Source organism: Priestia sp. P5, assembly GCF_029522155.1.
In the GTDB taxonomy this organism is placed as follows: domain Bacteria; phylum Bacillota; class Bacilli; order Bacillales; family Bacillaceae_H; genus Priestia; species Priestia megaterium_E.
The window spans coordinates 773,050-797,559 of sequence record NZ_JAKWFJ010000002.1 but is presented as its reverse complement, the minus strand read 5'-3'; the positions used below and the strand labels follow the sequence as shown (position 1 = coordinate 797,559).

Sequence of the window (24,510 nt, the reverse complement as noted above, 5' to 3'; positions counted from 1 at the left end):
TTATTTTCCTCCGTACAGCGCCGTTAACTGCTCTTCTTTCATTGAAAAAGTATGGGCTTCTTTCGGAAACTCTCTTTTTTTCACTTCACTTACATACTGAGAAAGCCCCTGTAAAATAGGCTCATTTATTTTCGCAAATGACTGAACGAATTTTGGCACACGCTCTACGCCGTACGTTAATACATCGTGGTATACAAGTACTTGACCATCCGTATCAGCTCCTGCTCCAATTCCGATTGTGGGAATGCTTAAGCGTTCAGCTACTTGTTTTGCTACTTGTTTAGGAACACATTCTAATACAACAGCAATAGCTCCCGCCTGCTCACACTTGATCGCGTCTTGGATTAGCTGTTTGGCTTCTTTCGCTTCTTTCCCTTGCACTTTATAGCCGCCCAGGACACCGACAGACTGAGGTGTTAACCCGAGATGTGCAACAACTGGAATACCAGCTTGCGTCAATTCTGAAATTGTATAAAGAACATCGTTTGCACCTTCTACTTTTAAAGCATGAGCTCCGCTTTCCTGCATAATGCGAGCAGCATTTTTCATCGTGTCTTCTTTCGACACGTGATAGGACATAAATGGCATGTCGGTGACGATAAATGTATCAGCAGCTCCTCTTTTAACCGCTTTTGTATGATGAATCATATCACCTACCGTTACAGGAATCGTCGAATCATATCCTAAAACGACCATTCCTAGAGAATCGCCTACTAAAATCATGTCTACCCCTGCTTCCTCAGCGTACTTAGCTGACGGATAATCGTACGCAGTCAGCATCACAATTGGTTCATTGTTTTGTTTCATACGTAAAAAATCTAATTTTGTTTTCACTAACTTTCTCCTCCTTCTCAGAGGAGATGAGCGCACGTCTGCACACAAAAAGTCCTTCTACCTATAAAAGGAAGAAGGACTTTGACAGACTTCATCTATAAAAAGCACACTTTACCTAATGTGCTTACCTACGCGTCATCCCTCTGTCCTAGTCCTTAATGGATCAAGGCAGATTTATTGTCGTATTAAAAATAAACAAACGAGTATCAAGTGAAGTTCTTGCGATACTACCTTGATACTCGTATTATAATAAAAATTTCTTTATTTTTCTACTATTTTTTAGCAGAGAGCTCAATATCTGCAGAATGAATTCGGTGTATAACTCCTTCGTCATCTTCAATCAATAAAACGCCTTCATCTGTTATACCTTTTGCAAAGCCTTCAATGTTGGCTGTCATCGTGCGTGCTATAATTCGCTTGCCAATACTGATCGCATACGTTTCCCAAAGAACTTTAATTAAACCAAAGCCATTTTTTAAGTATTCTTCGTAAAGGGTTTCTAACTTTAAGAAAAACGCTTGCATCAAAGCTGCACGATTAATTTCTTCACCTTTTTCAATACGTAAAGATGTGGCAATGTGTTTGATTTGTTCATTAAAATCCGTTTCCTGCTGATTCACATTGATGCCGATTCCAATGATGACCGAATGAATCCGGTCAAAATCAGCCTGCATTTCTGTTAAAATCCCAACTAGCTTCTTCCCATTTAATAAAACATCATTAGGCCATTTAATGTCTGGAGAAAGGTTCGTCACTTCTTGAATGGCCTGTACAACAGCCACTGCTGATAGTAGAGTCAGCTGAGGAGCCTGCTGCGGAGGGATAGAAGGACGCAGTATAATACTCATCCAGGCACCAGTATATTTTGGGGAATACCACGCTCTATCAAGTCTTCCTCTCCCTGCCGTTTGCTCTTCAGCAACTACGACCGTTCCTTCTTTTGCTCCTTCTTGAGCAATTCGATGAGCAATTTTTTGAGTAGAATGTACGCTTTCCTCATAATGAATATACTGACCGATTTTTGTTGTTTGGAGCCCTAATAAAAGCTCGTTGCTGCTTACTTTGTTCGGCTTCCCAACAATACGATAGCCTTTTTTACGAACAGCTTCAAGTTCATAGCCGTCTTTTCGCAGCTCTTCGATATGCTTCCATACAGCTGTTCTTGAACAGCCTAATAAATCGCTGATCTTTTGGCCGGACACATAGTCCCCATCTGCGTTCGTAAACATTTCAAGCAGCGTTCTTCTTATATCTGACTGCAAGACTGCACCCACTTTCTTATTGAAGATTTCGTGTTCATTAACTCATTGTATAGAACTTTCTCCTCAATTTCTTTTAACAGTTGAGACACCCATGGACCACCCTTTTTACCTGTCCACACTAAAAGATCTTGACCATTTATATCTAAATCTTTTAAAGAATGAATAGGCAGCTCGCTATAGATGTAAAGAAGCTCATGTTCATTCATGTGCTCATTGCTTCGAAGAAGTTGTAAAATACGATTCACGCTTACGCTGGCCTGCTCTCCAATTGTATACATGATGCGTTTTGACCATCCATTTTCCAAAACGTCTCGAAGACCAATAGACTGAAGCTGAATATCTTTAATTTGCTTATTAGATAATTTCCAGCTTTTAAAAAATGCCTGCTTGTCTTGAATGTCGAGTAGATGTACCAGAAGTGTCCATGACTCCGATACTCGCTGAAGCATCATCCAATCGTGTGCACAAACAGATCGGAATTTTTGCGGATCTACATTCAATTGGGGTAAGTAGCGATACAGCTCCGTATCTGCTACAAGTGCTAATGCTAAAGACGGACGCTTTCCACTCAGCATTTTTTCGAATTCAACTGTAATGCGTTCAATAGAAACGTGCCTCAGCAGTTCACCGTATTGTTGAATGGCTCTTTTAGTTTGATCAGACAGCGAAAACGCCAGCTGACTGACAAAGCGAACGGCTCTCATCATACGAAGAGCATCTTCATGAAAGCGTTCTTTAGCATTTCCGACAGTTCGAATTAACTGGTTTCGTAAATCTTCTCTTCCATTAAATGGATCAATGATTTCTCCTTTTGCATTCATAGCCATTGCATTGATTGTAAAATCGCGACGCTGCAAATCTTCTATCAGAGACGAAATAAACGTAACGGACGAGGGACGACGAAAATCATCATATTCTCCCTCAGAGCGAAAAGTAGTTACCTCATAGGTCTCGTTCTCATGGACAACGACAACCGTACCATGCTCGATTCCTACATGAATCGTCTTAGGAAAGAGTTCCATCACTTGTTCAGGCCTAGCTGACGTAGCGATATCAATATCTCCAATCGTCCGATTTAAAATGAGATCCCGGACCGCTCCTCCAACAAAATACGCTTCGTAACCGGCTGTCTCCAGTTTTTCAATAATATAAAGCGGATGAATGAACGGTTCTTTCATAACGTCCTCCATTCTTCAACCCTGTACCAATTTATAATAAAGTTTTTCATATTGACTCACAATCTCTGTTGAATGAAATTTATGATTAACTGCGCTTAGAGACGCTTCCCTCATTTGGTGATGCAGCTGTTCATTTTCAAGTAGCTGAATTGCTTTGCTCGCTGCCTCTTCGACGTCTCCCACTTCGCAAATATATCCTGTTTTTTCGTGTTCAATTACTTCAGGAATTCCGCCTATATTTGTTCCGATGCATGGAACACCACAAGCCATAGCTTCTAAAAGTACAAGCCCAAAGCTTTCTTTTTCAGATAATAACAATTTTAAATCGCTAATCGAATATAATTCTGCTACATTTTCTTGTTTCCCAAGAAATAACACAGAATCTTGAAGATTTAGCTCTCTTACTAATTGAGACACAACCGTCATTTCAGGGCCGTCTCCTACAAGCAGCAGCTTAGACTGAAGCTTTTTATTAATAATAGCAAACGTTTTGACTATATCTGTAACTCGTTTGACTTGACGAAAGTTTGAAATATGAATAACGACTTTTTCATTTTCTAATATGCCATACTCCGCTTTTAAATACTGAACTTCTTTTTTATGATAAACTCGTTCATCAATAAAATTATACATCGTTTCAATTTCTTTATCTGGACTAATTAAATGGTGAGTTTGATCAACAAGTGACTGAGATACAGCCGTCACTGCATCTGATTTCTCAATTCCAAATTTAATTAAATCTTTTAACGATGGATCCTCTCCTAGAACCGTAATATCTGTCCCATGAAGAGTCGTCACAATTTTCACTTCGTGCTCCACCATTTGTTTAGCTAAAATCCCGCAAACGGCATGGGGGATTGCATAGTGCGTATGAATAATGTCAAGCTTTTCTCTTTTAGCCACTTCAGCCATTTTACTGGATAAAGCAAGATCATACGGAGGGTATTTAAAGACGGAGTACTGATTTACATCTACTTCGTGAAAATAAATATTTGGATATACTTTCGTCAATCTAAAAGGCATGCTAGAGGAAATAAAATGAATTTCGTGCCCCTTTTCAGCCAGCAGCTTCCCTAGCTCCGTTGCTACCACTCCTGAACCTCCAACGGAAGCATAACATGTAATACCAATTTTTAACTTCATTTATTTTCCACCTACTAAATCGTCGTACATCAAAATCGGTTTTTTAGATAAAAAACCTTCACCGTATGCTACCCCGACTTCTTTGCCAAATAATCGCTCTCTGCTCTCTACCGTTTCAATATATCCGTTTACCAGCGGCGTATCAAACGTATCTGCTGTTTTTATAAATTGACTTTCATAAGCCTCTAGACTAGCTACTTTCTTTTGAAACGTGCTTGATACATCTACGATAAAATCTGGCTTATGAAATCCATTTATCATATAGAAATAAAGAGACTCAGCACGATGAGCTTTTTGCTTTTTATAATCGATATAATTTTTAACGCCAGCGGAAAACATGGCTTCTTCTACAAGCTTTGCACAATTCCCATGATCAGGATGACGATCTTCAAAGTAAGGAGCAAATATAATCCTTGGTTGATACATGCGAATGACTGATGCAATTTCAGCTATATACTCTGCCTTTAAAACCAAACCTCTGTCTGGCAAATGAAGATGAATTCGCTCATGAACACCTAAGACATCAGCAGCTTTGGACGCTTCTTGTTTTCGAATTTCAACCGTTCCATTTGAAGAAAGTTCAGCTTGCGTCAAATCGCAAATAACTACCTTCAAACCTTGTTCACTCATTCTTGCAATGGTTCCACCCATGCCGATTTCTACATCATCGGCATGAGCACCAAAGGCAAGGATATCTATTGTTTCTTTCATTATCTTCACCCTATTTTTTTATAATTGAACGCCAATGCAAATCGCCTCGTTCAAGTCCATGAATTAAAATCTCTGCTGTTCCCATATTTGTTGCAAGAGGAACCGCATAGACGTCACAGAGACGCATCAGAGCTGAAATATCAGGTTCATGAGGCTGAGCTGTTAACGGATCGCGGAAAAAAATAACCATATCCATTTCATTTTGAGCAATTAAAGCGCCTATCTCCTGATCTCCTCCAAGCGGTCCTGATTGAAAGCGGTGAACCTTCAAACCTGTTGCTTCTGAAATACGCGTTCCTGTTGTTCCTGTTGCGAACAGCGAATGTTCCTGTAAAATCGCTTGATAGGCTGTTGTGAATTGTACCATATCATTTTTCTTTTTATCATGTGCAATTAAGGCGATTTTCATTTTTCTCGCTCCTTAGTCAATAATATTTTCTAACCCGTATACAAGTGTGTCTACGTTCATAACTGTGTCAACGGCTAGCTTCACACCTGACATAAAAGAAGCACGGTTGTATGAATCATGACGGATTTTTAATGTTTGTCCAAATCCTCCGAACATCACTTCTTGGTGAGCAATCAGTCCTGGCAGGCGTACGCTATGTAGGCGGATTCCTTCATAATCTGCACCGCGCGCCCCTTCTAGCAATTCTTTTTCCTCAGGATGACCTTGTTTTTTTGCTTCACGAACTTCACTGATAAGCTCCGCTGTTTTTAAGCCTGTTCCTGATGGTGCATCTAACTTTTGATCGTGATGCATTTCAATAATTTCAACATCATCAAAGTATTTAGCTGCCATTTGTGAAAACTTCATCATTAAAATAGCGCCAATCGCAAAATTAGGTGCAATGATACAGCCAAGTTCCTTCTCTTCAGCAAGCTGCTTTAATTCTTTTAAATCTTCTTCTGAAAAGCCCGTTGTTCCTACAACAGGTCTTACTCCATATGTTAGAGCTGTTTTAGTATGAACGCGCCCAATTTCAGGTGTTGTCAAATCAACTAAAACATCTGCCTTAACGTCTTGAAAACATTTTTCAATATCCGTGTAGATTGGCGCTTGTACATTTGGCATTCCTTCAATATCACTTATGTATTTTCCTTCATTGATACGATCTACCGCTGCTACTAATTCAAAATGCTCTGTTTCTTCTATTAATAACACAGCTTCTTTTCCCATACGACCTCTTGGTCCCGCAAGTACAATTCGAATTTTGTCCATTCTTTTTCTCTCCTTAGTCTTCTTTTTTCGTCCAGCGATCTTTATCACGCGTATTAAATTTATTCATAACGCGATCATGCGCTTCTTGTAAATCGATATTTAATGAATTTGCAAAGCAAATTAATACAAATAAAATGTCGCCCATTTCTTCTTCGACCGTACGTTCTGCTTCAGTCGTTTTCTTCGGCTTTTCACCATAATAGTGGTTAATTTCGCGCGATAATTCGCCCACTTCTTCCGACATGCGCGCAAGCATAGCAAGAGGACTAAAATATCCTTCTTTAAATTGGCTAATATATGCATCAACTTCTTGCTGCATTTGCTCCATCGTTTTTTTTGACATCTTTTTATTTCACCTCTTTTAGAAGTACACTCAGCTTACTATTATAACATCTTTACTTCAAATTATTTAGTGTAATTACTTCTTCTTACCAAGCCTTTATCAGATGCTCTTTCACGATATTCCTCACGTTTCCCTTAATTCTCAAAAATCTGTCTATATTTTACGAATTGAGGATACTACTAATACATAGCACTAGAAGAAACATCATCACTTTTTACTATTTTCAAAAATCTTTTCGATAGTTATTTACGAAATGAAATATATTCCTTTATGATAAGGTAGTGCAAAAACGGTCATAGGAGGTTTGTAAGTATGAAAGGTCTCAGATTAAAAAATATTATTTTTATACTGCTTGGTGCTGCCATATTTGCGTTTGGACTTGTTAATTTTAACATGCAAAACAATTTAGCTGAAGGTGGATTCACAGGCATTACCCTGCTTTTATTTTTCTTATTTAACATTGATCCCTCTTATTCTAACTTAGTGTTAAATATTCCTTTGTTTTTTGTAGGGTGGAAACTATTAGGGAGAACAGCCTTTATTTATACCATGCTCGGAGTCGTCAGCTTATCCCTATTTTTATGGATATTCCAGCGCTTCCCGGTGAATATGCCCCTGCGTCATGATATGACTCTAGCAGCTCTTTTTGCCGGTGTTTTTATTGGAGTGGGTCTTGGTATTATTTTCAGGTTTGGAGGAACAACAGGAGGAGTCGATATCATCGCACGTGTTGTTCAAAAATATATCGGGTGGAATATGGGGAAAACGATGTTTCTTTTTGACTTTATTGTGATTAGTGCATCTCTCATTTATTTATCCTATCGAGAAGCTATGTACACACTTGTTGCAGTCTTTGTCGCTGCACGGGTTATTGACTTTATGCAAGACGGCGCGTATGCCGCAAAAGGAGCAACGATCATTTCAAATCATAACGAAGCCATATCGGATAAAATTATGAAAGAAATGGATCGAGGCGTGACGATTTTAAAAGGCCAAGGTTCTTTTTCTAAGCAAGATACCAACGTGCTATACTGCGTGGTTAGTAAAAATGAAATTTTCCGTTTAAAGCAAGTTATTACTTCTGTAGATCCACACGCATTCGTTGCAGTTACGGATGTTCATGATGTCTTAGGCGAAGGATTTACCCTTGATGAAAATAAAAAACCGCTTGAAAGATAAAAAAATACCGCTAATGCGGTATTTTTTTATTAGTCGTCGTTATTCATTCCTGTATAAATCATGATTAAACGAACCAACTCAAGAACTGCTACTGCTGCGGCTGCTACGTATGTTAAAGCCGCTGCGTTAAGCACTTTGCGCGTCTCGCGCTCTTCGTCATTTCGAATCGCTCCGACTGAGACGATTTGCGTCATCGCTCGGCTTGAAGCGTTAAATTCAACAGGCAGTGTTACAACTTGGAATACGACCGCTGCTGCCATGAAGATAATACCTAACAATAGCAACGGCTTAATCGACGCGATAATTCCAATCATAATTAAAATCCAAGAAGCGTTTGATCCAAGGCTTGCCACCGGTACAAGCGAGTGGCGAAGACGTAAAAACGAATAGTTTTCTTTGTCTTGAATCGCGTGTCCCACTTCGTGAGCCGCAACGGCAGCGCCTGCGACAGACGTTCCGTAATAGTTGTCTTCTGACAAACGAATGACTTTTGAACGAGGATCGTAGTGATCCGATAAAAATCCACCTACAGGCTCTACGTGAACGTTGTACAACCCGTTTTCATCTAAAATTTTTCTTGCTACTTCTGCGCCTGTCATTCCTGATGAGTTGCTTACTTGTGAATATTTTTTGTAAGCACTTCTCACCTTAAACTGTGCCCAAATTGGCACAAGGATAATAATGAGAAAATAAATCAAAAAGCTCATTTACCCACACCTTTCATTATGTGTTTGACTACTCTTTTATTTTAGACAATTCTGCGCTTTTACGTCAATCATTACGCCCTCTAGCTGACTTTCTTTTCTGGTCAGCGAAATATTTTCGCGCTCCTACATAAAAAAGTGTAGCAATAATAATACTTCCGGTGGTAATTGTAACCCAAATAAAAGACGGGTCTGTACGATTTTCTTTTACTTGTTCAAAAAAATCTTTTAAGTTTTGTTCCATTTGGTTAAACTGCTCATCGTTAATCTCACTGAGCGTTTCTTCAGTTTGTAAAAAGTGAACGTCCGCGCTCACACGCTGTACGTAGGGAGACGACACGTCTACCTGCGCGCTCGGTAAGATCATATCATACTCCTTCAAAAATTGCTTAAGCTGCGCTTCATAAGCCGCTTGTTCTCCTTTTACCGCTTCATTTCGCATCTCTTTAAATGTTGCTAGCATACTGCCTTCGAGCTCAGTCCACATAGGCTGATGCTTGCTGTGCAGCGCATCGACTAATAATCGAAATTGAGTAGCTTTTTGAAGACGTTCTTCATCACTGGAATCAGAAGATAAAAGAGACCTTTCTACCTGTTCATAACAAAGAGTTAAAATACGTATATCTTCGGCCGATACGCCCAAAGAAGCTGTATTGAGACTGGTAAATTCATTCGAAAAGTTTCTGAACAAATGTTGGGCTGCTTTATACTCCTTTTGCTCTACAAGCGATAGCGTTTGATCAGATAAGTTATCAAGCTTTTCCCACTGCCCTTCAGCTGCATGTACAGTAGTCGTATATGCAAAGAAAAGTACGAGCAATATTCCTACTATTCTTCCTTTCATTCTCGTCCCTCCTCTAACCTCTACTAAAACTTATGAGAAAGAGGACAAGAGTAGACCTATTTTCAAAAGGAAGTTTTAAACTTACTATTCATTCATCGGAGTGATAAAGTTTTGCGTATAATATTTCTCATATACACCTACACCAAGACGCGTAAACTCTTTATTGAGTAAAGCCTTACGATGTCCCTCACTATTAAGCCACCCTTCAACCGCAGCGATTCCATCCTGATAATTCGAGGCAATATTTTCGCCCGCGATACGGTATACTACATCACCTTTTTGCAGACGGTTGCCTAAATCACCTTGTGCTGGTGAAACGTGAGAGAAATAGTTTAAGTCGCTCATTTCTTTGCTGTGTAAATAAGCTACTCCGGCAGTGGCTTCGTCCCAAGCTAAAGGTGACAGCTGAAACCGGTCTCGAATTACATTTGTAATATCGATAATTTGCTGCTCTTCTCCTTCCTGGACGCTTTTCCACTCCTCCGATGTCAATGACGGAGCTGTGGGAAGCTCGCCGCGATAAACAATTTCGTACGGACGCTGTTTTAATAGCGTGTCCATGTCCATAATTCGAATACTTGAGATTGTATTAAGGAACTGATCAAAATATAGTTGGACGTATACATCTCCATATTTAATAATGGGACGCATTTTCATATCCTCTTCACTCAGACGAAATCGGTATTCATTTCCGTCTTTTTGAAGCGTGAGTTCGGATGAAAGTGAAACTCTTTTTTCTACTTCCTCTCGCTTCTCACCAATCTCAAAAGGATCTGTATTTGTTTTTGAGCCAATGACGTATACAGATACGACTTGATTATTTTCTACTCCTACCTGCGCATACGTTTGACGATTTTTTTTGTAAATCCACCAGTCATAGCCATATGCAGAAGAATCAATACGATCCGGCTCTCCAAGCATTCCAATTAACTGTTCTGAATGATCTCCAATGAGTCTCATCATATTTTCACTTTGTTTTTCATAAGAAGCCACTTCTTGTGTGGGCTGACTTTTGGAATCCGTTTGGTTTTGCTCAATATTTTGACCCGTTAGATATTTTTCTAGCTGAGGTAAATAATCCTCCGCGTATACAAATGCCACTATTAATACGAGAATAAAAATAACTTTTTTCAGCTTTTCTTCCTCTCCTTACACCTGTTTTCTTTACCTGTTTAACTTATTTTTATCTCTATTATACATGCATTCAAAAAAAAATAGCTATCGGTATGGAGGAAACAAAAGAAAAAGCCAACTATTTACGAATATACTGCAAACAGTTGACTTTCGCTTTTTAATGCGTTTGTTGTGAAATGTCTGAGAGCGCTTCTCCTGCACGTTCATTTGCATAGCGAAACGTTGATAAATCACCTAGCGATACGATCCCTACTAGCTTTTGATTTTCCACAACGGGAAGACGACGGATTTGATGTTGAGCCATAAGCTTAGAAGCTTCTTCTACAGAGGCTTCCGCTGTAATAGTTATAAGCTCTTCACTCATAACATCCGTTACTTTACTTGAATTTGGCTTCTTTTCTGCAATACCTTTTATAACTAAGTCTCGATCTGTAATCATCCCTACTAGCTGATCTCTATCGACAATTGGAATTGCTCCTACATTCCATTCCTTCATTTTCACTGCCACTTCATATACGTTATCAAGCGTGGTGCATGTTTCCGTATCAGCTGTCATTACCTCTTGTACAGTTTTCATTGTTTTATCCTCCTTTACATCGTGTGCTCGTTTTATAGTGTGACCAACTTTTTAGTAAACTTTCGCATTTAAAACGTTTAAATAAAAATAGATAACGTTTACATTTTTCCTTATTAGATATTGCAAGTTTTATCCATTCAGCTTATGATTTAATTGGGGTATATCTGTTTTGGGAGGGAGTTCATATGAAATTTGAATATGCAAAATTTGATTCATTAAAGGTTGATTTAGATTTATTAGATGAGATTATGCATCAATTTGGTCTGGTCCGCGCCGGACAATGGGATTATGAACGCGTCACGTACGATCGAAAATTCGAGTTTCAGCGAGATACCTTCTATTTGCGAGTCCAAGGACATGCTATTTCAGGCGACGTAGGGGGCAGGCATGCTGTTATTCATCTTATGACACCTCTACTAGGCAAACATTATTATCCTCACGGTGTAGAATATGGAGACGGCGAATATTTTCCGCCATCCCTTGTAGAACAGTGTGAAAAGATATTAACACAAATCAAATCACAGCTTGAAACCGTTCAGCTATAGAATTAGAAAAAGCGCAGTAATCAGACTGCGCTTTTTTTAATTCAAAGGAGGAGTAGACGGAAATTCCTTTGTTTTTATATCTTGAGGCTCAGTAAAATCGGGCATGTACGTATCTTTCTCTCGTTCTTTTCGAGCCCACTGAAAAAAAATAAATCCTAAAACCGTTCCATACACAATTTCTTGAATAATCTTCATAATAACGCCGCCTAGCTGCTGATCTTCCACAGGCGGCAGCGTATTAAACATCTCGGGAGCAAGCTGCCCTAAACTGGCAATCATAGAAGGCGGTACACAAAGAGAAAGAGCTTGTACCCAAGCGCTTGAGTCTGTATACGTCGCATATAAAGAATGATTTGCAAAAATAATCAGCGCGCACGCTGGAGTAAGGAGTACGCCATCTGCAAAAATGTAGCCAAGCTTTTTTAAAGAACTTAACGTTTGTTCTTCTTCTAGCTGATTAACGAGTGGCCACCACATGCAAAATGCAGCGATAAATAATACAACACTCACGATTCCGTGGAGCATCATATCCGTTTTAATAAAATCAAAAAGCAGCGGAATATGATACAAAGAAAATAACCCATTGAATAATAGTAGCGCAATTAAGGGCTTTGTAAAGAATTTAAAAATAGGTTTAACCCCTTTTACATAAATAACAGAACGAGCTAACCACGGCGGAATTCCTAAAATAAAAAGCGGAGGAATCACCAAGTAAACGATTGCCATTTGCGTCATATGAGCACTAAACATAAAGTGACCTAGTAAATCTACAGGTCCTCCTTTACATATATATAAAAGAACCATGCTAATAACAAAATACGCTTTTGTTTTTCTGTTTACGGCCACCGCTCCTATAAAATTCCCTCTCCATCTACCAACGATGAAAAAATATAAGACGGTCACCAGACAAATGGTTAAAAAATAGTAAGGACTCCAAAGTGCTTCAAAACCAAACATCTGCAAATTGTTAATCAACGTCTATTCCTCCTTCTACAGATGATGAAAAGGACTGGCGCATGCCAGCCCTTCTCTTTACCACCAAATAATGGTTACAAAAGCTAAAATGGTTAAAAGAGCTACCAATACGCCTGAATACAAGAAAAATGCTGGTATGGTATGTCCTTTGTGGTTCATATGCATGAAATAATAAAGTTGAAAAATGACTTGAACAACGGCCAAGAGCACGATCACAGGCATAATGTACCATCCGCTAAACTCTTGATAAACCGCAAAAAAAGCAATTAGCGTTAGAAACAACATCATCACAAAAGAGATAACTTGCATCTTCATATCTTCTGCGTTTCTTTTTTTACGATAATCTAAATTGAGCCTTGGGTTATCTGAGTTTGATTGATTTGTCGTCATCAGCTTATCCCACCATTCCCATTAAATATACAACCGTGAAAATAAAGACCCACACAACATCGATAAAGTGCCAGTATAAACTTGCGACATAATATTTAGGAGCGTTATATAAGTTTAACCCCCGCTTCGCATTTCGAATCATCAAAGAACCAATCCAAAGCAATCCGAACGTTACGTGAGCTCCGTGTGTCCCAACTAGCGCGTAGAAAGAAGAACCGAATGCGCTGCTTGTAAACGTATGTCCTTCATGAACATAATGCCTGAACTCATAAATTTCTAGCCCTAAAAATGCTAAACCTAAAAGCCACGTAACGCCTAACCATAGCTGCATCTTTTTAAATTCAAAATTTTTCATATGATACATAGCATATACGCTTGTTAGTGAACTTGTTAATAAAATCATGGTGGCTGCAAAAACAAGCTTAATATCAAACAATTCTTCTGGCTTAGGTCCTGACATCGTTGAATTACGTAACGCTAAATAAGTAGCAAAAAGTGAAGCAAACAAAACCGTCTCTCCGCCTAAAAAGAGCCAAAAGCCAGTAAATTTATTTTTCCCTTCAAGCGTTGCTTTTTCAGGCGAAGCAGGGAAAGTTTCAGCAGTTAGCTTTTGTTCAGTCTCCATTACATCTTCGCCTCCTTGTCATCATCAACTAAGTCTTCTTTGTGAATATGAAAGCCGTGATCATCAATCCATGAACGGAAGAACATTGATAAAAACATGACGATCATTCCGATAATCCCTACAATATCTCCCCACGCATGATCATTTCGATACAAAAAGCCAATCCCTGCAATAAACATTCCAAGCGATATCATAAATGGAATAAACGACGAGTTTGGCATATGAATATCACCAAGAGGTTCAGCTGGCGTCATTTCTTTATTTCCTGCCATTTTTTCAATCCAATATGCATCTAACCCGCGTACAAGCGGCGTTTGTTTAAAGTTATACTCTGGAGGCGGAGATGAAATAGCCCATTCTAATGTACGTCCGTCTCCCCAAGGGTCTCCTCCTACCCTTTGTCCTTTGGCAGTTGTTTTTATAATATTAACCAGTAAAATGAGCGTAGCAACCGCCATGAAAGCAGCTCCTGATGAACTGATTGCATTCCCAAGGTCAAGACCTTGATTAGGCAAGAACGTCCATACACGGCGAGGCATCCCCATTAGGCCTAAGAAATGCTGAATAAAGAACGTTAAGTGGAAACCAATCAAAAAGAGCCAAAACGTTGCTTTGCTTAACTTTTCATCTAACATCTTCCCAAACATTTTTGGCCACCAGTATGTGACACCTGCTAATATAGCGTATACGACACCGCCTACGATAACGTAATGGAAGTGGGCAACGATAAAATAAGAATCTTGAAATTGATAATCTGCAGGTGCTACAGCTGCCATAACTCCTGTTACTCCCCCGATAACAAATGATGGAATAAAGGCGACAGCATACAGCATTGGAGACGTAAACTCAATACTTCCTCCCCAAAGCGTAAACAGCCAGTTGAAAATTTTAATTCCAGTTGGAACGGCGATAGCCATCGTAGCTACAGCAAAAATGGCATTTGCAATTGGACCAAGTCCGGTTGTGAACATGTGGTGAGCCCACACCATGAACCCTAAAAATCCGATTAATACGGTAGCAAAAACCATCGACGAGTACCCGAATAATCTCTTTCTTGAAAAAGTAGGTAAAATTTCAGAGAAAACACCAAACGCTGGGAGAATTAAAATATATACTTCCGGATGACCGAATATCCAGAAAAGATGCTCCCAGATAATGGTGTTCCCACCCATTGTGGCGTCAAAAAAGTTTCCACCGAATAAGCGGTCAAAAATCATTAAAAACAATCCAACCGTTAGTGCTGGAAACGCAAACAAAATAAGAGCTGATGCAACAAACGTCGTCCACGTAAACAGCGGCATACGCATATAAGTCATACCTGGCGCCCTCATGTTAATGATTGTCACGAGAAAGTTGATACCTGAAATCAATGTCCCGGCTCCGGAAATCTGCAAACCTATCGCATAAAAATCAATTCCGTGACCAGGTGATGCAATAGACAGCGAAGCATATGATGTCCAACCTGCATCAGGTGCTCCTCCTAAAAACCAGCTTAGATTTAAAAAGAGTCCCCCAAAGGCAAACAACCAAAAACCTAACAAATTTAAAAATGGAAATGCTACATCTCGAGCTCCAATTTGCAGCGGAACAACTGCATTCATCATGGCAAAAAGAAGCGGCATTGCGGCTAAGAAAATCATCGTTGTTCCATGCATTGTTAAAATTTCATTATACGTTCCTGCACTGACAAAGTCATTGCTTGGTATAGCCAGCTGAATACGTATAAATAGCGCTTCCACTCCTCCGACTAGAAAAAAGATACCGCCGGCAATTAAATAAAGAATGGCGATTTTCTTATGGTCAACGGTTGTCATAAAGTCCCAAATTGTTCCACCTACACCCTTCTTTTGACTGAGTGTACTCATCGCTAAACCTCCCCTTTTAAAAACGACTGGACGTTTATTTTTCTTTTAAACTCATTAAATAGTCTGCTAGCTCATTCACTTGTTCATCTGTTAAGTCAGGATATGTACCACTCATCTTATTACCCGGCTTAACTTTTTCAGGGTCTTTTAACCATTTTTTGATATTTTCCTTATTGTGAGGAAGCACCCCAGCTACACGCTCACGTTCAGAAAAACCGGCTAAGTTTGGTGCTTGACGAGCTTGCTCTGGACGATTGTCTTTAACGTCAACAGCATGACATCCGATACAGCTTTCATTAAAGACCTCTTGACCAGCTTTTGCGGATGCTGTCTCTACATCAGGCTTTGCCTTTTTCAAATCTTTTGCCCACGTATCAAATTCACCGCTTGATACAGCCCGTACTTTAAAGTCCATAAGAGAATGAGATGGACCGCAAAGCTCAGCACATTTTCCGTAGAAAACCCCGTTAGCTTCCTTCGATTTTTTAGAATCAAACACTAGCCAGAATTTATTATCATTTTCTGTGTTAGCATCGAGCTTTCCTCCAACTGAAGGAATCCAGAATGAGTGCTTGACGTCAGAAGCTTTAATGTTAAAGTAGACTTTTTTATCCGTTGGAACAACTAGATCTTGCGATGTAATAATTTTTTGATTAGGATACTCAAATTCCCACCAGTACAAGTTAGCGCGCACATTTACTACGACAGCATCTTTGTCCTTCATTCCTTTTACATCCGCTAGCTTAAATGTTGAGATGACCGTTGGAACAGTCAAAATAATCAGCAGCAAGATAGGAATCACTGTCCATATAATTTCTAACTTTCTGCTCCCCTCTACTTGCTTTGGAATCACATTTTCTTCGCCTTTGCGACGACGAAAGCGCAGAATAACAAATATAAAGATAATGGTGACAACAATAATAACTAAAACCATGATGGCTGTACTAAGCAGCATAAGCGAATATTGTTCTTCAGCTACCTCACCTGCAGGCTTAAGTGTTGACAAAAACGGTTTTCCACAGGCCGATAACACGAATGCAAGCAGCGTAAATAACGACAAAACACGAAAGTTCAATCGCCATTTTTTCATACCATTCCCCAACCTCTCTTTCATTGACGTGATTTCATCTATGCCCTCTTGAGCATAAAACTTATTCCTTCTATAATGAATTCTACATGTAGAAGAAATCCCCCTTGTGCAGTGTCGCATTCAGTGAAAGATTTTATCTAGGCAAAAAGCGTTGCGACAATCATTGAGACAAATAAAATAGTTAAATAGTTTAGTGAGTAGACAAACATCATGCTAGCCCACTTTGTATCTTTTTGTTTATTGTATTGAGCAAATCCTAAAAATAGCCATCCTATGTTTAAAACAGTGGCCAAAATTAGAAATGGAGTGCCTAATTCGTATAAATAAAGAGGTAATGGCAACAAACAAGCAATCCAAATGAGAATCTGTCGTTTTGTAAGCTCAAACCCGTGTACAACAGGCAACATAGGGATTCCCGCTGCCCGGTATTCTTCACATCTTCGCATAGCAAGAGCTAGAAAATGAGGCGGCTGCCAAATAAACATGATTAAAAATAATACCCAAGCTACTACATGTAAATTGGGATCGATAGCGGCCCATCCAATTAAAGGCGGGACAGCGCCTGATATACTTCCGATTACCGTATTAATTGTGTATAGTCTTTTGGACCACATGGTGTAAAGAACTACATATGTAAGTATTCCTGCTAATCCAATGAGGGCGGCTACGGAAGAAACAACTAGTAGCATAAGCAAGCCGGTTAACGTGAAACCGATCCCAATCCCAAGGACCGTCAAAGGTGTAAAACTCCCTGTCACTGTAGGTCGTCCCTTTGTTCGTTCCATTAGAGGGTCAATGTCACGATCTATGTAATTGTTCAAACTGCATGAACCGGCGATGATAAGTGAAGAACCTATTAAAGTAAAAAATGCTTTATCCAGGTTTTCTAAGAAGTGTTGTTCGTTGAAGAAAAGAGCTAGCCAAAAACCAGTAAAGGTGGTGATGAAATTTGAGTTGACTATTCCAATTTTAATCGTAGCTAAAAAATCTGACCAAACGGAACTATTTTCGCTTACATGAGCTGTGTTAGGCGATGCAGAAAGCGTTGAATCTTCCACCATTTTTGAATCTTCCATGGCGCTTCCTCCTTTACTCATCCACAGACTTTTATCTAGTAAATAAAGAGTCTATAAATGAAGGCGTTTTCAACATATTTTTACAAAAATCTCCTCTTTGTTCACAAAGAAGTCATATTCCTCTCACCAAAGCTACTTAAAAGCTTCACATGCAAACGATAAAATAGTAGAGAAATATCTATTTCTCATGTTTATTAAACCATATTTTGCCGTTACTTTGTGAAGAATTCATGAAAAAAATATGGATTTTTTTTGTCATGAGCTAAATGCATGTCCCTGTCACTTGTTAAAAGATATTTGTGCAAGTAAAATAGTTTTCGGTACGGTACCTTTTACATATCTGCAGAGTCAAACTCATGAACAAACCTTACACTTTCTACCATTATAACAAATTCAATCAAGTTTATGGAGAATAAATGAAATTTATGTTTAATATACAAAAAGATTAGGATAAATTGTTTAGCTCGTTATCTTACTTACTTTGCTTTTAGGATGGTGATTATTGTGCGACTTGGATTAAAGTTTTTATCCGTTGTGACGAGCATGGCCATGTTACTTATTCTGCTTGGCGGTGCCCTTGTCACGAAAACTGGTTCAGCAGACGGGTGCGGAGATTCTTGGCCTCTGTGTAATGGACAGTTCATTCCTGACCCTTTAACATTTGAAACCGTTGTTGAACTAAGCCACCGTTTAGTTTCTGGCGTGTCGGGCTTTCTTGTGCTCGCTTTATGCGTATGGGCATGGATTTCACTAGGACATATAAAAGAAGTTAGACCTTTAGCGTTTATCTCTTTTTTCTTCCTAGTACTGCAAGCATTAATTGGGGCTGCTGCCGTTATGTGGGGGCAATCAGACGCAGTGCTTGCTCTTCATTTTGGTATTTCCCTTATTTCGTTTGCTTCGGTGCTGCTGTTAACACTTATTATCTTTGAAGTGGATCAAAAGCTCGACTCAACTAATATACAGCTAGGCTCTAAAATGAAAAAACATATTTACGGGGTTATCTTGTACACATATGCTGTTGTATACACGGGCGCGCTTGTTCGCCATAAAGAAGCTAGCTTGGCTTGCCCAGACGTTCCATTTTGTTCAAATGGAAACGGTTGGCTACCTGTTGATTTGAATCAGTGGATTCAAATGGGACATCGATTCGCTGCTGTTTTAACGTTTGTATGGATTTTAGCTGCCTTTATCCATGCAGTTAAATATTATCGCCATCAACAAAATATTTTTTACGGATGGTTAGCCGCTCTCATTCTAGTTATTTTTCAGGCGGTTTCCGGTATGCTTGTTGTTGTCACACGTCTGCAGCTAGAGCTCGCGCTTGCGCATTCTTTAATTATCTCTTTTCTATTCGGTGTATTAAGCTACTTAACCTTACTTGCAACGCGTCATACACATAATTGATCAAAAAAGGTACGAGCTCTGAGCTCGTACCTTTTTTAATTAGCTTTCTAATTCAATTAATAGATCTCCCGGCTGGATGCCATCTCCATTCGACACGTATACTTGTTTAATCACGCCGTCAAATGGTGCTTGCACGGTTGTTTCCATTTTCATTGCTTCTGTGATCATTAAGTGATCACCTTTTGAGACTTTATCGCCTTTTTCTACTACTACTCGAATAACGGTTCCAGGCATTGAAGCTCCGATGTGGGCTGGATTTCCTTGGTCGGCTTTTTGTTTTGCCGTAACGGTTGTTTTGACACTTTCGTCTTTAATCACGACTTCACGAGGCTGACCGTTCAATTCAAAGTATACCGCTCGCGTACCGTCTGCCTGCGGTTCTCCAATGGATACAAGGCGGACAATTAAGGTTTTTCCTTTTTCAATCTCAATTTCCACCTCTTCTCCTAAACGCATGCCGTATAGGAAAGTCGGTGTATCAAGAACAGAAATGTCCCCGTATTGTTCGACTGCTTTGTGATAATCCATAAATACTTTTGGATACAGCGCATAAGCAATGGCATCAAAACTCGTTACTTGACGATTTAAGTCTTTAAACAGCTTTTCTTTCACTGCATCAAAGTCCACATCTTCTAACAGTTCTCCAGGACGAACTGTAATAGGTTTTCTGCCTTTTAGAATGATGCGCTGAAGCTCTTTAGGGAAGCCCCCGTGAGGCTGTCCTAAATACCCTTCAAACAATTCAATAACTGAATCCGGGAAGTCAAGCGTTTCACCGCGCTCAAACAGCGTTTCTTCTGTCAAGTTGTTTTGGACCATGAACAATGCCATATCTCCAACTACTTTTGATGATGGCGTAACTTTTACAATATCACCAAATAACAAATTCACGCGTGAATACATATCTTTTACTTCATCCCAGCGGTTTCCTAAACCAACTGCTTTTGCTTGTTGCTGTAAGTTGCTATATTGACCGCCTGGCATTTCATGCTCGTACACTTCCGTATGAGGAGCGTTCATGCCGCTTTCGAAGTCTTGGTAATATTTTCGCACGTCTTCCCAATAGTACGAAAGCTGTTCTAGATTTTTAATATCCAGATTTGGTCTGCGGTCCGCACCTTCTAATGCGTAATAAAGAGAGTTAGCACTTGGCTGAGACGTTAAGCCTGCCATTGAGCTTACGGCTACGTCTACAATGTCTACACCTGCTTCAATTGCTTTTGCGTACGTGTATACACCGTTTCCGCTTGTATCATGCGTATGAAGGTGAATTGGAATATCAACCGTTTCTTTTAGAGCCGATACTAAATCATAAGCTGCCTGTGGTTTTAAAAGACCCGCCATATCTTTAATGCCCAGGATATGTGCTCCAGACTGCTCAAGCTCTTTTGCTAAGTTCTTGTAGTAATCCAAATCATACTTACGGCGCGTCGGATCTAAAATATCACCTGTATAACACATCGCTGCTTCTGCAATCTTCCCTGTTTGACGAACGGAGTCAATTGCAAGAGTCATTCCTTGCACCCAGTTTAAGCTGTCAAAGATACGGAAAACATCAATACCTGCATAAGCTGATTTTTCAACAAATTCCTTAATTACATTATCAGGATAGTTTTTATATCCAACCGCATTTGACGCACGAAGAAGCATTTGGAAAAGAACGTTTGGCGCTTGTTGACGTAAAGTAAGCAAGCGATCCCACGGATCTTCTTTTAAGAATCGATAAGCGACATCAAACGTTGCTCCTCCCCACATTTCCATAGAAAATAAATCTGGAAGCAAGCGTGCAGTTGGGTTAGCTACTTGTTTTAAGTCGTTTGTACGAATACGCGTTGCTAAAAGAGACTGATGGCCATCACGGAAAGTTGTATCCGTTAATAGCACTTCCTTGCGTTCTTTCACCCAATTTACTAGCCCTTCAGCGCCTTTTTCATCTAAAATCTGCTTTGTTCCGTTTGGAATTGGTTGTTTTATATCGACATTAGGAACACGCGGTTTCGTAAAGATTGGCTTTTTCTTTTCGGATACACCTGGGAATCCGTTTACCGTAACATTCCCAATGTATGTAAGCATTTTAGTTCCTCGGTCTTTTCGCTTAGGGAAGACAAAAAGTTCAGGCGTTGTATCAATAAAGGATGTATCATAAGCGCCTGTTAAGAACTTATCATGCTTTACTACATTTTCAAGAAACGGAATATTGGTTTTAATTCCACGAATACGAAACTCTTTTAAGTTCCGTACCATTTTTGATGCGGCTTGATCGAATGTTAAGGCCCATGTTGTTACTTTTACTAACAGTGAATCATAATACGGCGTAATCACAGCACCTTGGAAGCTGTTTCCCGTATCTAAACGTACGCCAAAACCGCCACCAGAACGATAAGCCATAATCTTACCCGTATCCGGCATAAAGTTATTTAACGGGTCTTCTGTCGTTACACGAGATTGAATTGCATATCCATGTACGTGAATTTGATCTTGTGCAGGAATAGACACTTCCTTGCTGTGAAGTGCGTAACCGTCCGCAATTAAAATTTGCGATTGAACGATATCAATACCTGTAATCATTTCAGTAATTGTGTGCTCTACTTGAACACGTGGATTTACTTCAATAAAATAAAAATCGTTTCCTGATACTAAAAATTCTACTGTACCAGCATTTATGTACTGCACTTTTTCCATCAGCTGCACAGCTGCTTCACAAATGCGGAGACGTAAGTCTTCATCTATAGAAACACTTGGTGCTACTTCTACTACTTTTTGGTGACGACGCTGCACAGAACAGTCGCGTTCGTAAAGATGCACAACATTTCCTTGTTCATCACCTAAAATTTGCACTTCAATATGTTTTGGATTTTCAACTAGTTTCTCGACGTACACTTCATCATTACCAAAAGCCGCTTTTGCTTCTGATTTGGCACGATCATAAGATTCATTCAGGCTGTCTGCATCGCGAACGATACGCATGCCTCGACCGCCTCCGCCCAAAGCCGCTTTGATCATTAGAGGATATCCATGCTGATTAGCAAATTCTTTTGCTTCGTCAATTGAATCAATAGGACCATCCGTACCAGGAATAACGGGAATATCTGCTTGAATAGCCTGGTGACGTGCTTTTACTTTATCGCCAAACATATCAAGATGCTTGGATTTTGGGCCAATAAAAATAATGCCTTCTTCTTCGCAACGTTTCGCAAATTGGATATTTTCTGACAAAAAACCATAGCCAGGGTGAATAGCATCTACATCATGAGACTTAGCAATGTCGATGATGCCTTCTATATCTAAATAAGCATCAATCGGCTTTTTCTCCGCTCCTACTAAATAGGCTTCATCCGCTTTGTAACGGTGATAAGAACCTGCGTCTTCCTTCGAATAAATTGCAACAGTCCGAATATTCAGTTCAGTACATGCTCGAAATACACGAATCGCAATTTCTCCTCGGTTTGCTACTAATACTTTTTTGATTTTTTTAGTTACAAAACTCATGTTGCTAATCTCCTCTCAATTTCGTATAAACTTCAATATATAGCAAAATTGGATAAAAGAAAAGCAAAAATCAATGGAAAATAATAAAATTCCAATAAATTTTTGCTTTTTTTACACAATTTTTTCACGAAAATCAATCGCTTGTTGTTGATGTATTGTTCGGATGTAGCACAATATTTTCCGTATTTTTCTGTTTTTTATTTTGATAATTTACGAAAAACGAAATATTTACAATAATTCCCATAGATACCATCAGCGTTAGCAGCGAAGACCCTCCGTAACTGATAAACGGAAGCGTGACGCCGGTAATCGGAATGAGTCCCGTAAGCCCTCCAAGGTTAATGCCTGTTTGAATACCTATCATACTGGCTACTCCAATACAAATCATGCTGGCAAACGGATCCTGAGATTTTTTAGCCAGCATTAAAATCCTGAAAATTAAGAAGCCTAAAAGGCCCAGCACGAGCATAACTCCAAAGAACCCTAATTCTTCTGCAATAATAGCCATAATGAAATCGGTATGGGGCTCCGGAAGATAACCATACTTTTGTACACTTTCTCCTAAACCAAGGCCTTTTAAGCCTCCTGTACCTATTGCTAAATATGAATTAACCAGCTGATAACCGGTTCCTTGAGCATTGGTAAACGGATCTGATGCACCGGTAAAACGGCCGATTCGATTGGGAGTAAACTGCCCTGTAAAAAAACCAATCGTAATAATAACCGTAAGCAAAATGATACCTAGTGCTAGCATGCGGAAAAAGGTTTTTTTAGAGATTCCCGAACATAGCATAATGGTAACGGCAATAGCAAAAATAATTGAGCCCGTTCCAAGGTCAGGCTGAATCGCTACAAAGCCTAATATTAGAAATACAAGACCCATAGGTCCAAAAAAAGCTTTTTTGATATTGTCAATATACTCTTGCCTTTTAGACAAAACATACGATAAGTATAAAATGACAACAAGCTTGGCATACTCAGCCGGCTGCATGTTTGCCCCGCCAAGCTGCAGCCAACTTTGCGCATTGTTACTCGTATGCCCCATTACAAACACAAGCAAAAGCAGTACAAAAATGCCCAGAATCGCATAAGGCAGTATTTTAGGATACAGCTTGTAAGGTGTTAGCATTGTTAAAATGAACAATACAAGCGTAAAAGCAAGCCACATTTTTTGTCTGTTGTAAAAGAAATCACTTGACGTATGATATCTTGTAATACTTACAATCATACTTGAACTGTAAACCATAACTAGTCCAACCGCACAAAGAAGCAGCACTGGAATTACAATTGAATAGTCAAAATGCCTAAATATTTTTTTTACCATAACCCTCTTCCTTTAAAAATGACGTGTTTCTGTTTCGTTTCATCTTTTATGTACAAATTTGAGTAAATTAGGAAATTTCAACCACCTGTAATAAAAAACTCAAACTACGTTTGTATATAGTTTGAGTTTCGATCGCGTGATTTTTATTTTTTTGTAAACGCTTCATGCAGTGCAGAAAGTTCACGCTCGAGGCGGTCTAGCAATGTTTTTCCAACACGTTCATCAATTAAACCAAGACGAACTGCAAAATCAATTTCTCTTGATAAACCAAACATTTGTGTATCTAAAACCTCTTCATAAAGAGGACATTGTGGCATTGTTAAGTTATCCATTTGAACTTGAATTAATTGCAAAATCTTATCTGCATCAGCTTTTAACAACGCATACGCTTTTTCACGATGATCTATCATTGTCTCAGGCGTCAAACTCAATCCCTCCGTTCGCGAGCGATTACCTAATCTATCTCTCAATTTTAAAGGCTATGCTCCAAAAAAGCAAGGATAAACATGTCCGTGAGGCTGGCCGTCTTTTTTATACTGTTACTTTCTCAAAACCGTTACCATAGATGTAGGAAATTTCGCACTTTCGTTGAC

Annotated in this window: 24 protein-coding genes; 3 read left to right on the top strand and 21 right to left on the bottom strand. The window is 39.3% G+C overall.

Features of this window, described 5'->3' with window-relative positions; genetic code table 11:
* The 8 genes from panB to MMB69_RS20780 all read right to left on the bottom strand — a co-directional run bounded on the left by panB (position 1) and on the right by MMB69_RS20780 (position 6,693).
* Complete coding sequence (panB, locus tag MMB69_RS20815) at positions 1 to 834, bottom strand: 3-methyl-2-oxobutanoate hydroxymethyltransferase (RefSeq protein WP_277448382.1); 834 nt, start codon at positions 832 to 834, stop codon at positions 1 to 3.
* A gap of 272 nt (positions 835 to 1,106) precedes the next feature.
* The gene (locus MMB69_RS20810; protein WP_013056096.1) at positions 1,107 to 2,096 is read right to left on the bottom strand and encodes a bifunctional biotin--[acetyl-CoA-carboxylase] synthetase/biotin operon repressor; all 990 of its coding nucleotides are present in this window, start codon (positions 2,094 to 2,096) and stop codon (positions 1,107 to 1,109) included.
* The gene (locus MMB69_RS20805) at positions 2,081 to 3,274 is read right to left on the bottom strand and encodes a CCA tRNA nucleotidyltransferase (protein WP_028407961.1); all 1,194 of its coding nucleotides are present in this window, start codon (positions 3,272 to 3,274) and stop codon (positions 2,081 to 2,083) included. The genes MMB69_RS20810 and MMB69_RS20805 overlap by 16 nt, the downstream gene beginning before the upstream one ends.
* Positions 3,275 to 3,289: 15 nt before the next feature.
* Positions 3,290 to 4,417, bottom strand: a complete 1,128-nt coding sequence (gene bshA / locus MMB69_RS20800; protein WP_013056094.1) for an N-acetyl-alpha-D-glucosaminyl L-malate synthase BshA — start codon at positions 4,415 to 4,417, stop codon at positions 3,290 to 3,292.
* On the bottom strand, positions 4,418 to 5,128 hold the full coding sequence (gene bshB1, locus MMB69_RS20795; RefSeq protein ID WP_221785646.1) for a bacillithiol biosynthesis deacetylase BshB1: 711 nt from the start codon (positions 5,126 to 5,128) through the stop codon (positions 4,418 to 4,420).
* A gap of 10 nt (positions 5,129 to 5,138) precedes the next feature.
* Positions 5,139 to 5,537, bottom strand: coding sequence for a methylglyoxal synthase (gene mgsA / locus MMB69_RS20790; protein WP_013056092.1), 399 nt, complete (start codon positions 5,535 to 5,537; stop codon positions 5,139 to 5,141).
* 12 nt (positions 5,538 to 5,549) lie between these two features.
* Positions 5,550 to 6,350: a 4-hydroxy-tetrahydrodipicolinate reductase gene (dapB, locus tag MMB69_RS20785; RefSeq protein ID WP_013056091.1), complete on the bottom strand. Its 801-nt coding sequence runs from the start codon at positions 6,348 to 6,350 to the stop codon at positions 5,550 to 5,552.
* A gap of 13 nt (positions 6,351 to 6,363) precedes the next feature.
* On the bottom strand, positions 6,364 to 6,693 hold the full coding sequence (locus MMB69_RS20780; RefSeq protein WP_013056090.1) for a nucleotide pyrophosphohydrolase: 330 nt from the start codon (positions 6,691 to 6,693) through the stop codon (positions 6,364 to 6,366).
* 312 nt (positions 6,694 to 7,005) lie between these two features.
* Between MMB69_RS20780 and MMB69_RS20775 the strand changes: the two genes are divergently transcribed.
* Positions 7,006 to 7,872, top strand: a complete 867-nt coding sequence (locus tag MMB69_RS20775; protein ID WP_013082317.1) for a YitT family protein — start codon at positions 7,006 to 7,008, stop codon at positions 7,870 to 7,872.
* A 29-nt stretch (positions 7,873 to 7,901) separates the two neighbouring features.
* On the opposite strand, the gene MMB69_RS20770 is transcribed toward MMB69_RS20775, so the two are convergent.
* From MMB69_RS20770 to MMB69_RS20755, 4 genes are all read right to left on the bottom strand, one after another.
* Positions 7,902 to 8,579 (bottom strand): zinc metallopeptidase, encoded by a 678-nt coding sequence (locus MMB69_RS20770; RefSeq protein WP_013056088.1) that lies wholly within the window; start codon positions 8,577 to 8,579, stop codon positions 7,902 to 7,904.
* Between the two features lie 64 nt (positions 8,580 to 8,643).
* Positions 8,644 to 9,420 carry a sporulation protein YpjB gene (locus MMB69_RS20765; protein WP_221785647.1) on the bottom strand — a complete coding sequence of 259 codons (777 nt, stop codon included), beginning with the start codon at positions 9,418 to 9,420 and terminating at the stop codon, positions 8,644 to 8,646.
* Between the two features lie 84 nt (positions 9,421 to 9,504).
* On the bottom strand, positions 9,505 to 10,521 hold the full coding sequence (locus MMB69_RS20760) for a CAP domain-containing protein (RefSeq protein ID WP_029325123.1): 1,017 nt from the start codon (positions 10,519 to 10,521) through the stop codon (positions 9,505 to 9,507).
* Between the two features lie 190 nt (positions 10,522 to 10,711).
* The gene (locus MMB69_RS20755) at positions 10,712 to 11,131 is read right to left on the bottom strand and encodes a CBS domain-containing protein (protein ID WP_013056085.1); all 420 of its coding nucleotides are present in this window, start codon (positions 11,129 to 11,131) and stop codon (positions 10,712 to 10,714) included.
* Between the two features lie 185 nt (positions 11,132 to 11,316).
* On the opposite strand from MMB69_RS20755, the gene MMB69_RS20750 reads away from it, so the two are divergent.
* On the top strand, positions 11,317 to 11,676 hold the full coding sequence (locus MMB69_RS20750) for a YugN family protein (protein WP_013056084.1): 360 nt from the start codon (positions 11,317 to 11,319) through the stop codon (positions 11,674 to 11,676).
* Positions 11,677 to 11,712: 36 nt separating this feature from the next.
* Here the strand turns inward: MMB69_RS20750 and ctaG are convergent, their stop codons facing one another.
* The 6 genes from ctaG to cyoE all read right to left on the bottom strand — a co-directional run bounded on the left by ctaG (position 11,713) and on the right by cyoE (position 17,697).
* Positions 11,713 to 12,651, bottom strand: coding sequence for a cytochrome c oxidase assembly factor CtaG (ctaG, locus tag MMB69_RS20745; protein WP_277448381.1), 939 nt, complete (start codon positions 12,649 to 12,651; stop codon positions 11,713 to 11,715).
* Positions 12,652 to 12,708: 57 nt separating this feature from the next.
* Positions 12,709 to 13,041, bottom strand: coding sequence for a cytochrome c oxidase subunit IVB (gene ctaF, locus MMB69_RS20740; protein ID WP_195780784.1), 333 nt, complete (start codon positions 13,039 to 13,041; stop codon positions 12,709 to 12,711).
* 4 nt (positions 13,042 to 13,045) lie between these two features.
* On the bottom strand, positions 13,046 to 13,666 hold the full coding sequence (gene ctaE / locus MMB69_RS20735; protein ID WP_013056081.1) for a cytochrome c oxidase subunit III: 621 nt from the start codon (positions 13,664 to 13,666) through the stop codon (positions 13,046 to 13,048).
* On the bottom strand, positions 13,666 to 15,531 hold the full coding sequence (gene ctaD / locus MMB69_RS20730) for a cytochrome c oxidase subunit I (protein ID WP_097823984.1): 1,866 nt from the start codon (positions 15,529 to 15,531) through the stop codon (positions 13,666 to 13,668). Before ctaD ends, ctaE begins: the two co-directional genes overlap by 1 nt.
* 34 nt (positions 15,532 to 15,565) lie before the next feature.
* Positions 15,566 to 16,621 carry a cytochrome c oxidase subunit II gene (gene coxB, locus MMB69_RS20725; RefSeq protein ID WP_013056079.1) on the bottom strand — a complete coding sequence of 352 codons (1,056 nt, stop codon included), beginning with the start codon at positions 16,619 to 16,621 and terminating at the stop codon, positions 15,566 to 15,568.
* A 137-nt stretch (positions 16,622 to 16,758) separates the two neighbouring features.
* Positions 16,759 to 17,697, bottom strand: coding sequence for a heme o synthase (gene cyoE / locus MMB69_RS20720; RefSeq protein ID WP_277448380.1), 939 nt, complete (start codon positions 17,695 to 17,697; stop codon positions 16,759 to 16,761).
* A gap of 504 nt (positions 17,698 to 18,201) precedes the next feature.
* Between cyoE and MMB69_RS20715 the strand changes: the two genes are divergently transcribed.
* The gene (locus MMB69_RS20715) at positions 18,202 to 19,104 is read left to right on the top strand and encodes a COX15/CtaA family protein (RefSeq protein WP_277448379.1); all 903 of its coding nucleotides are present in this window, start codon (positions 18,202 to 18,204) and stop codon (positions 19,102 to 19,104) included.
* 39 nt (positions 19,105 to 19,143) lie between these two features.
* Here the strand turns inward: MMB69_RS20715 and pyc are convergent, their stop codons facing one another.
* From pyc to MMB69_RS20700, 3 genes are all read right to left on the bottom strand, one after another.
* A complete protein-coding gene (gene pyc / locus MMB69_RS20710; protein WP_277448378.1) occupies positions 19,144 to 22,593 on the bottom strand; it encodes a pyruvate carboxylase in 3,450 nt (1,149 codons plus the stop codon).
* 133 nt (positions 22,594 to 22,726) lie between these two features.
* Positions 22,727 to 23,917: an FtsW/RodA/SpoVE family cell cycle protein gene (locus MMB69_RS20705; protein ID WP_016763444.1), complete on the bottom strand. Its 1,191-nt coding sequence runs from the start codon at positions 23,915 to 23,917 to the stop codon at positions 22,727 to 22,729.
* 143 nt (positions 23,918 to 24,060) lie between these two features.
* The gene (locus tag MMB69_RS20700) at positions 24,061 to 24,327 is read right to left on the bottom strand and encodes an Fpa/YlaN family protein (RefSeq protein WP_370506486.1); all 267 of its coding nucleotides are present in this window, start codon (positions 24,325 to 24,327) and stop codon (positions 24,061 to 24,063) included.
* Between the last annotated feature and the right edge of the window lie 183 nt (positions 24,328 to 24,510).

Excerpts from the sequence above, each read along its gene's own strand:
- coxB (WP_013056079.1), bottom strand. The coding sequence starts at position 16,621 with ATGAAAAAATGGCGATTGAACTTTCGTGTTTTGTCGTTATTTACGCTG.
- MMB69_RS20750 (WP_013056084.1), top strand. The coding sequence starts at position 11,317 with ATGAAATTTGAATATGCAAAATTTGATTCATTAAAGGTTGATTTAGAT.
- MMB69_RS20805 (WP_028407961.1), bottom strand. The coding sequence starts at position 3,274 with ATGAAAGAACCGTTCATTCATCCGCTTTATATTATTGAAAAACTGGAG.
- cyoE (WP_277448380.1), bottom strand. The coding sequence starts at position 17,697 with ATGGAAGATTCAAAAATGGTGGAAGATTCAACGCTTTCTGCATCGCCT.
- ctaE (WP_013056081.1), bottom strand. The coding sequence starts at position 13,666 with ATGGAGACTGAACAAAAGCTAACTGCTGAAACTTTCCCTGCTTCGCCT.
- dapB (WP_013056091.1), bottom strand. The coding sequence starts at position 6,350 with ATGGACAAAATTCGAATTGTACTTGCGGGACCAAGAGGTCGTATGGGA.
- ctaF (WP_195780784.1), bottom strand. The coding sequence starts at position 13,041 with ATGACGACAAATCAATCAAACTCAGATAACCCAAGGCTCAATTTAGAT.
- ctaD (WP_097823984.1), bottom strand. The coding sequence starts at position 15,531 with ATGAGTACACTCAGTCAAAAGAAGGGTGTAGGTGGAACAATTTGGGAC.
- MMB69_RS20775 (WP_013082317.1), top strand. The coding sequence starts at position 7,006 with ATGAAAGGTCTCAGATTAAAAAATATTATTTTTATACTGCTTGGTGCT.
- MMB69_RS20780 (WP_013056090.1), bottom strand. The coding sequence starts at position 6,693 with ATGTCAAAAAAAACGATGGAGCAAATGCAGCAAGAAGTTGATGCATAT.
- MMB69_RS20755 (WP_013056085.1), bottom strand. The coding sequence starts at position 11,131 with ATGAAAACTGTACAAGAGGTAATGACAGCTGATACGGAAACATGCACC.
- mgsA (WP_013056092.1), bottom strand. The coding sequence starts at position 5,537 with ATGAAAATCGCCTTAATTGCACATGATAAAAAGAAAAATGATATGGTA.
- MMB69_RS20700 (WP_370506486.1), bottom strand. The coding sequence starts at position 24,327 with ATGATAGATCATCGTGAAAAAGCGTATGCGTTGTTAAAAGCTGATGCA.
- MMB69_RS20705 (WP_016763444.1), bottom strand. The coding sequence starts at position 23,917 with ATGGTAAAAAAAATATTTAGGCATTTTGACTATTCAATTGTAATTCCA.
- bshB1 (WP_221785646.1), bottom strand. The coding sequence starts at position 5,128 with ATGAAAGAAACAATAGATATCCTTGCCTTTGGTGCTCATGCCGATGAT.
- MMB69_RS20765 (WP_221785647.1), bottom strand. The coding sequence starts at position 9,420 with ATGAAAGGAAGAATAGTAGGAATATTGCTCGTACTTTTCTTTGCATAT.
- bshA (WP_013056094.1), bottom strand. The coding sequence starts at position 4,417 with ATGAAGTTAAAAATTGGTATTACATGTTATGCTTCCGTTGGAGGTTCA.
- MMB69_RS20770 (WP_013056088.1), bottom strand. The coding sequence starts at position 8,579 with ATGAGCTTTTTGATTTATTTTCTCATTATTATCCTTGTGCCAATTTGG.
- pyc (WP_277448378.1), bottom strand. The coding sequence starts at position 22,593 with ATGAGTTTTGTAACTAAAAAAATCAAAAAAGTATTAGTAGCAAACCGA.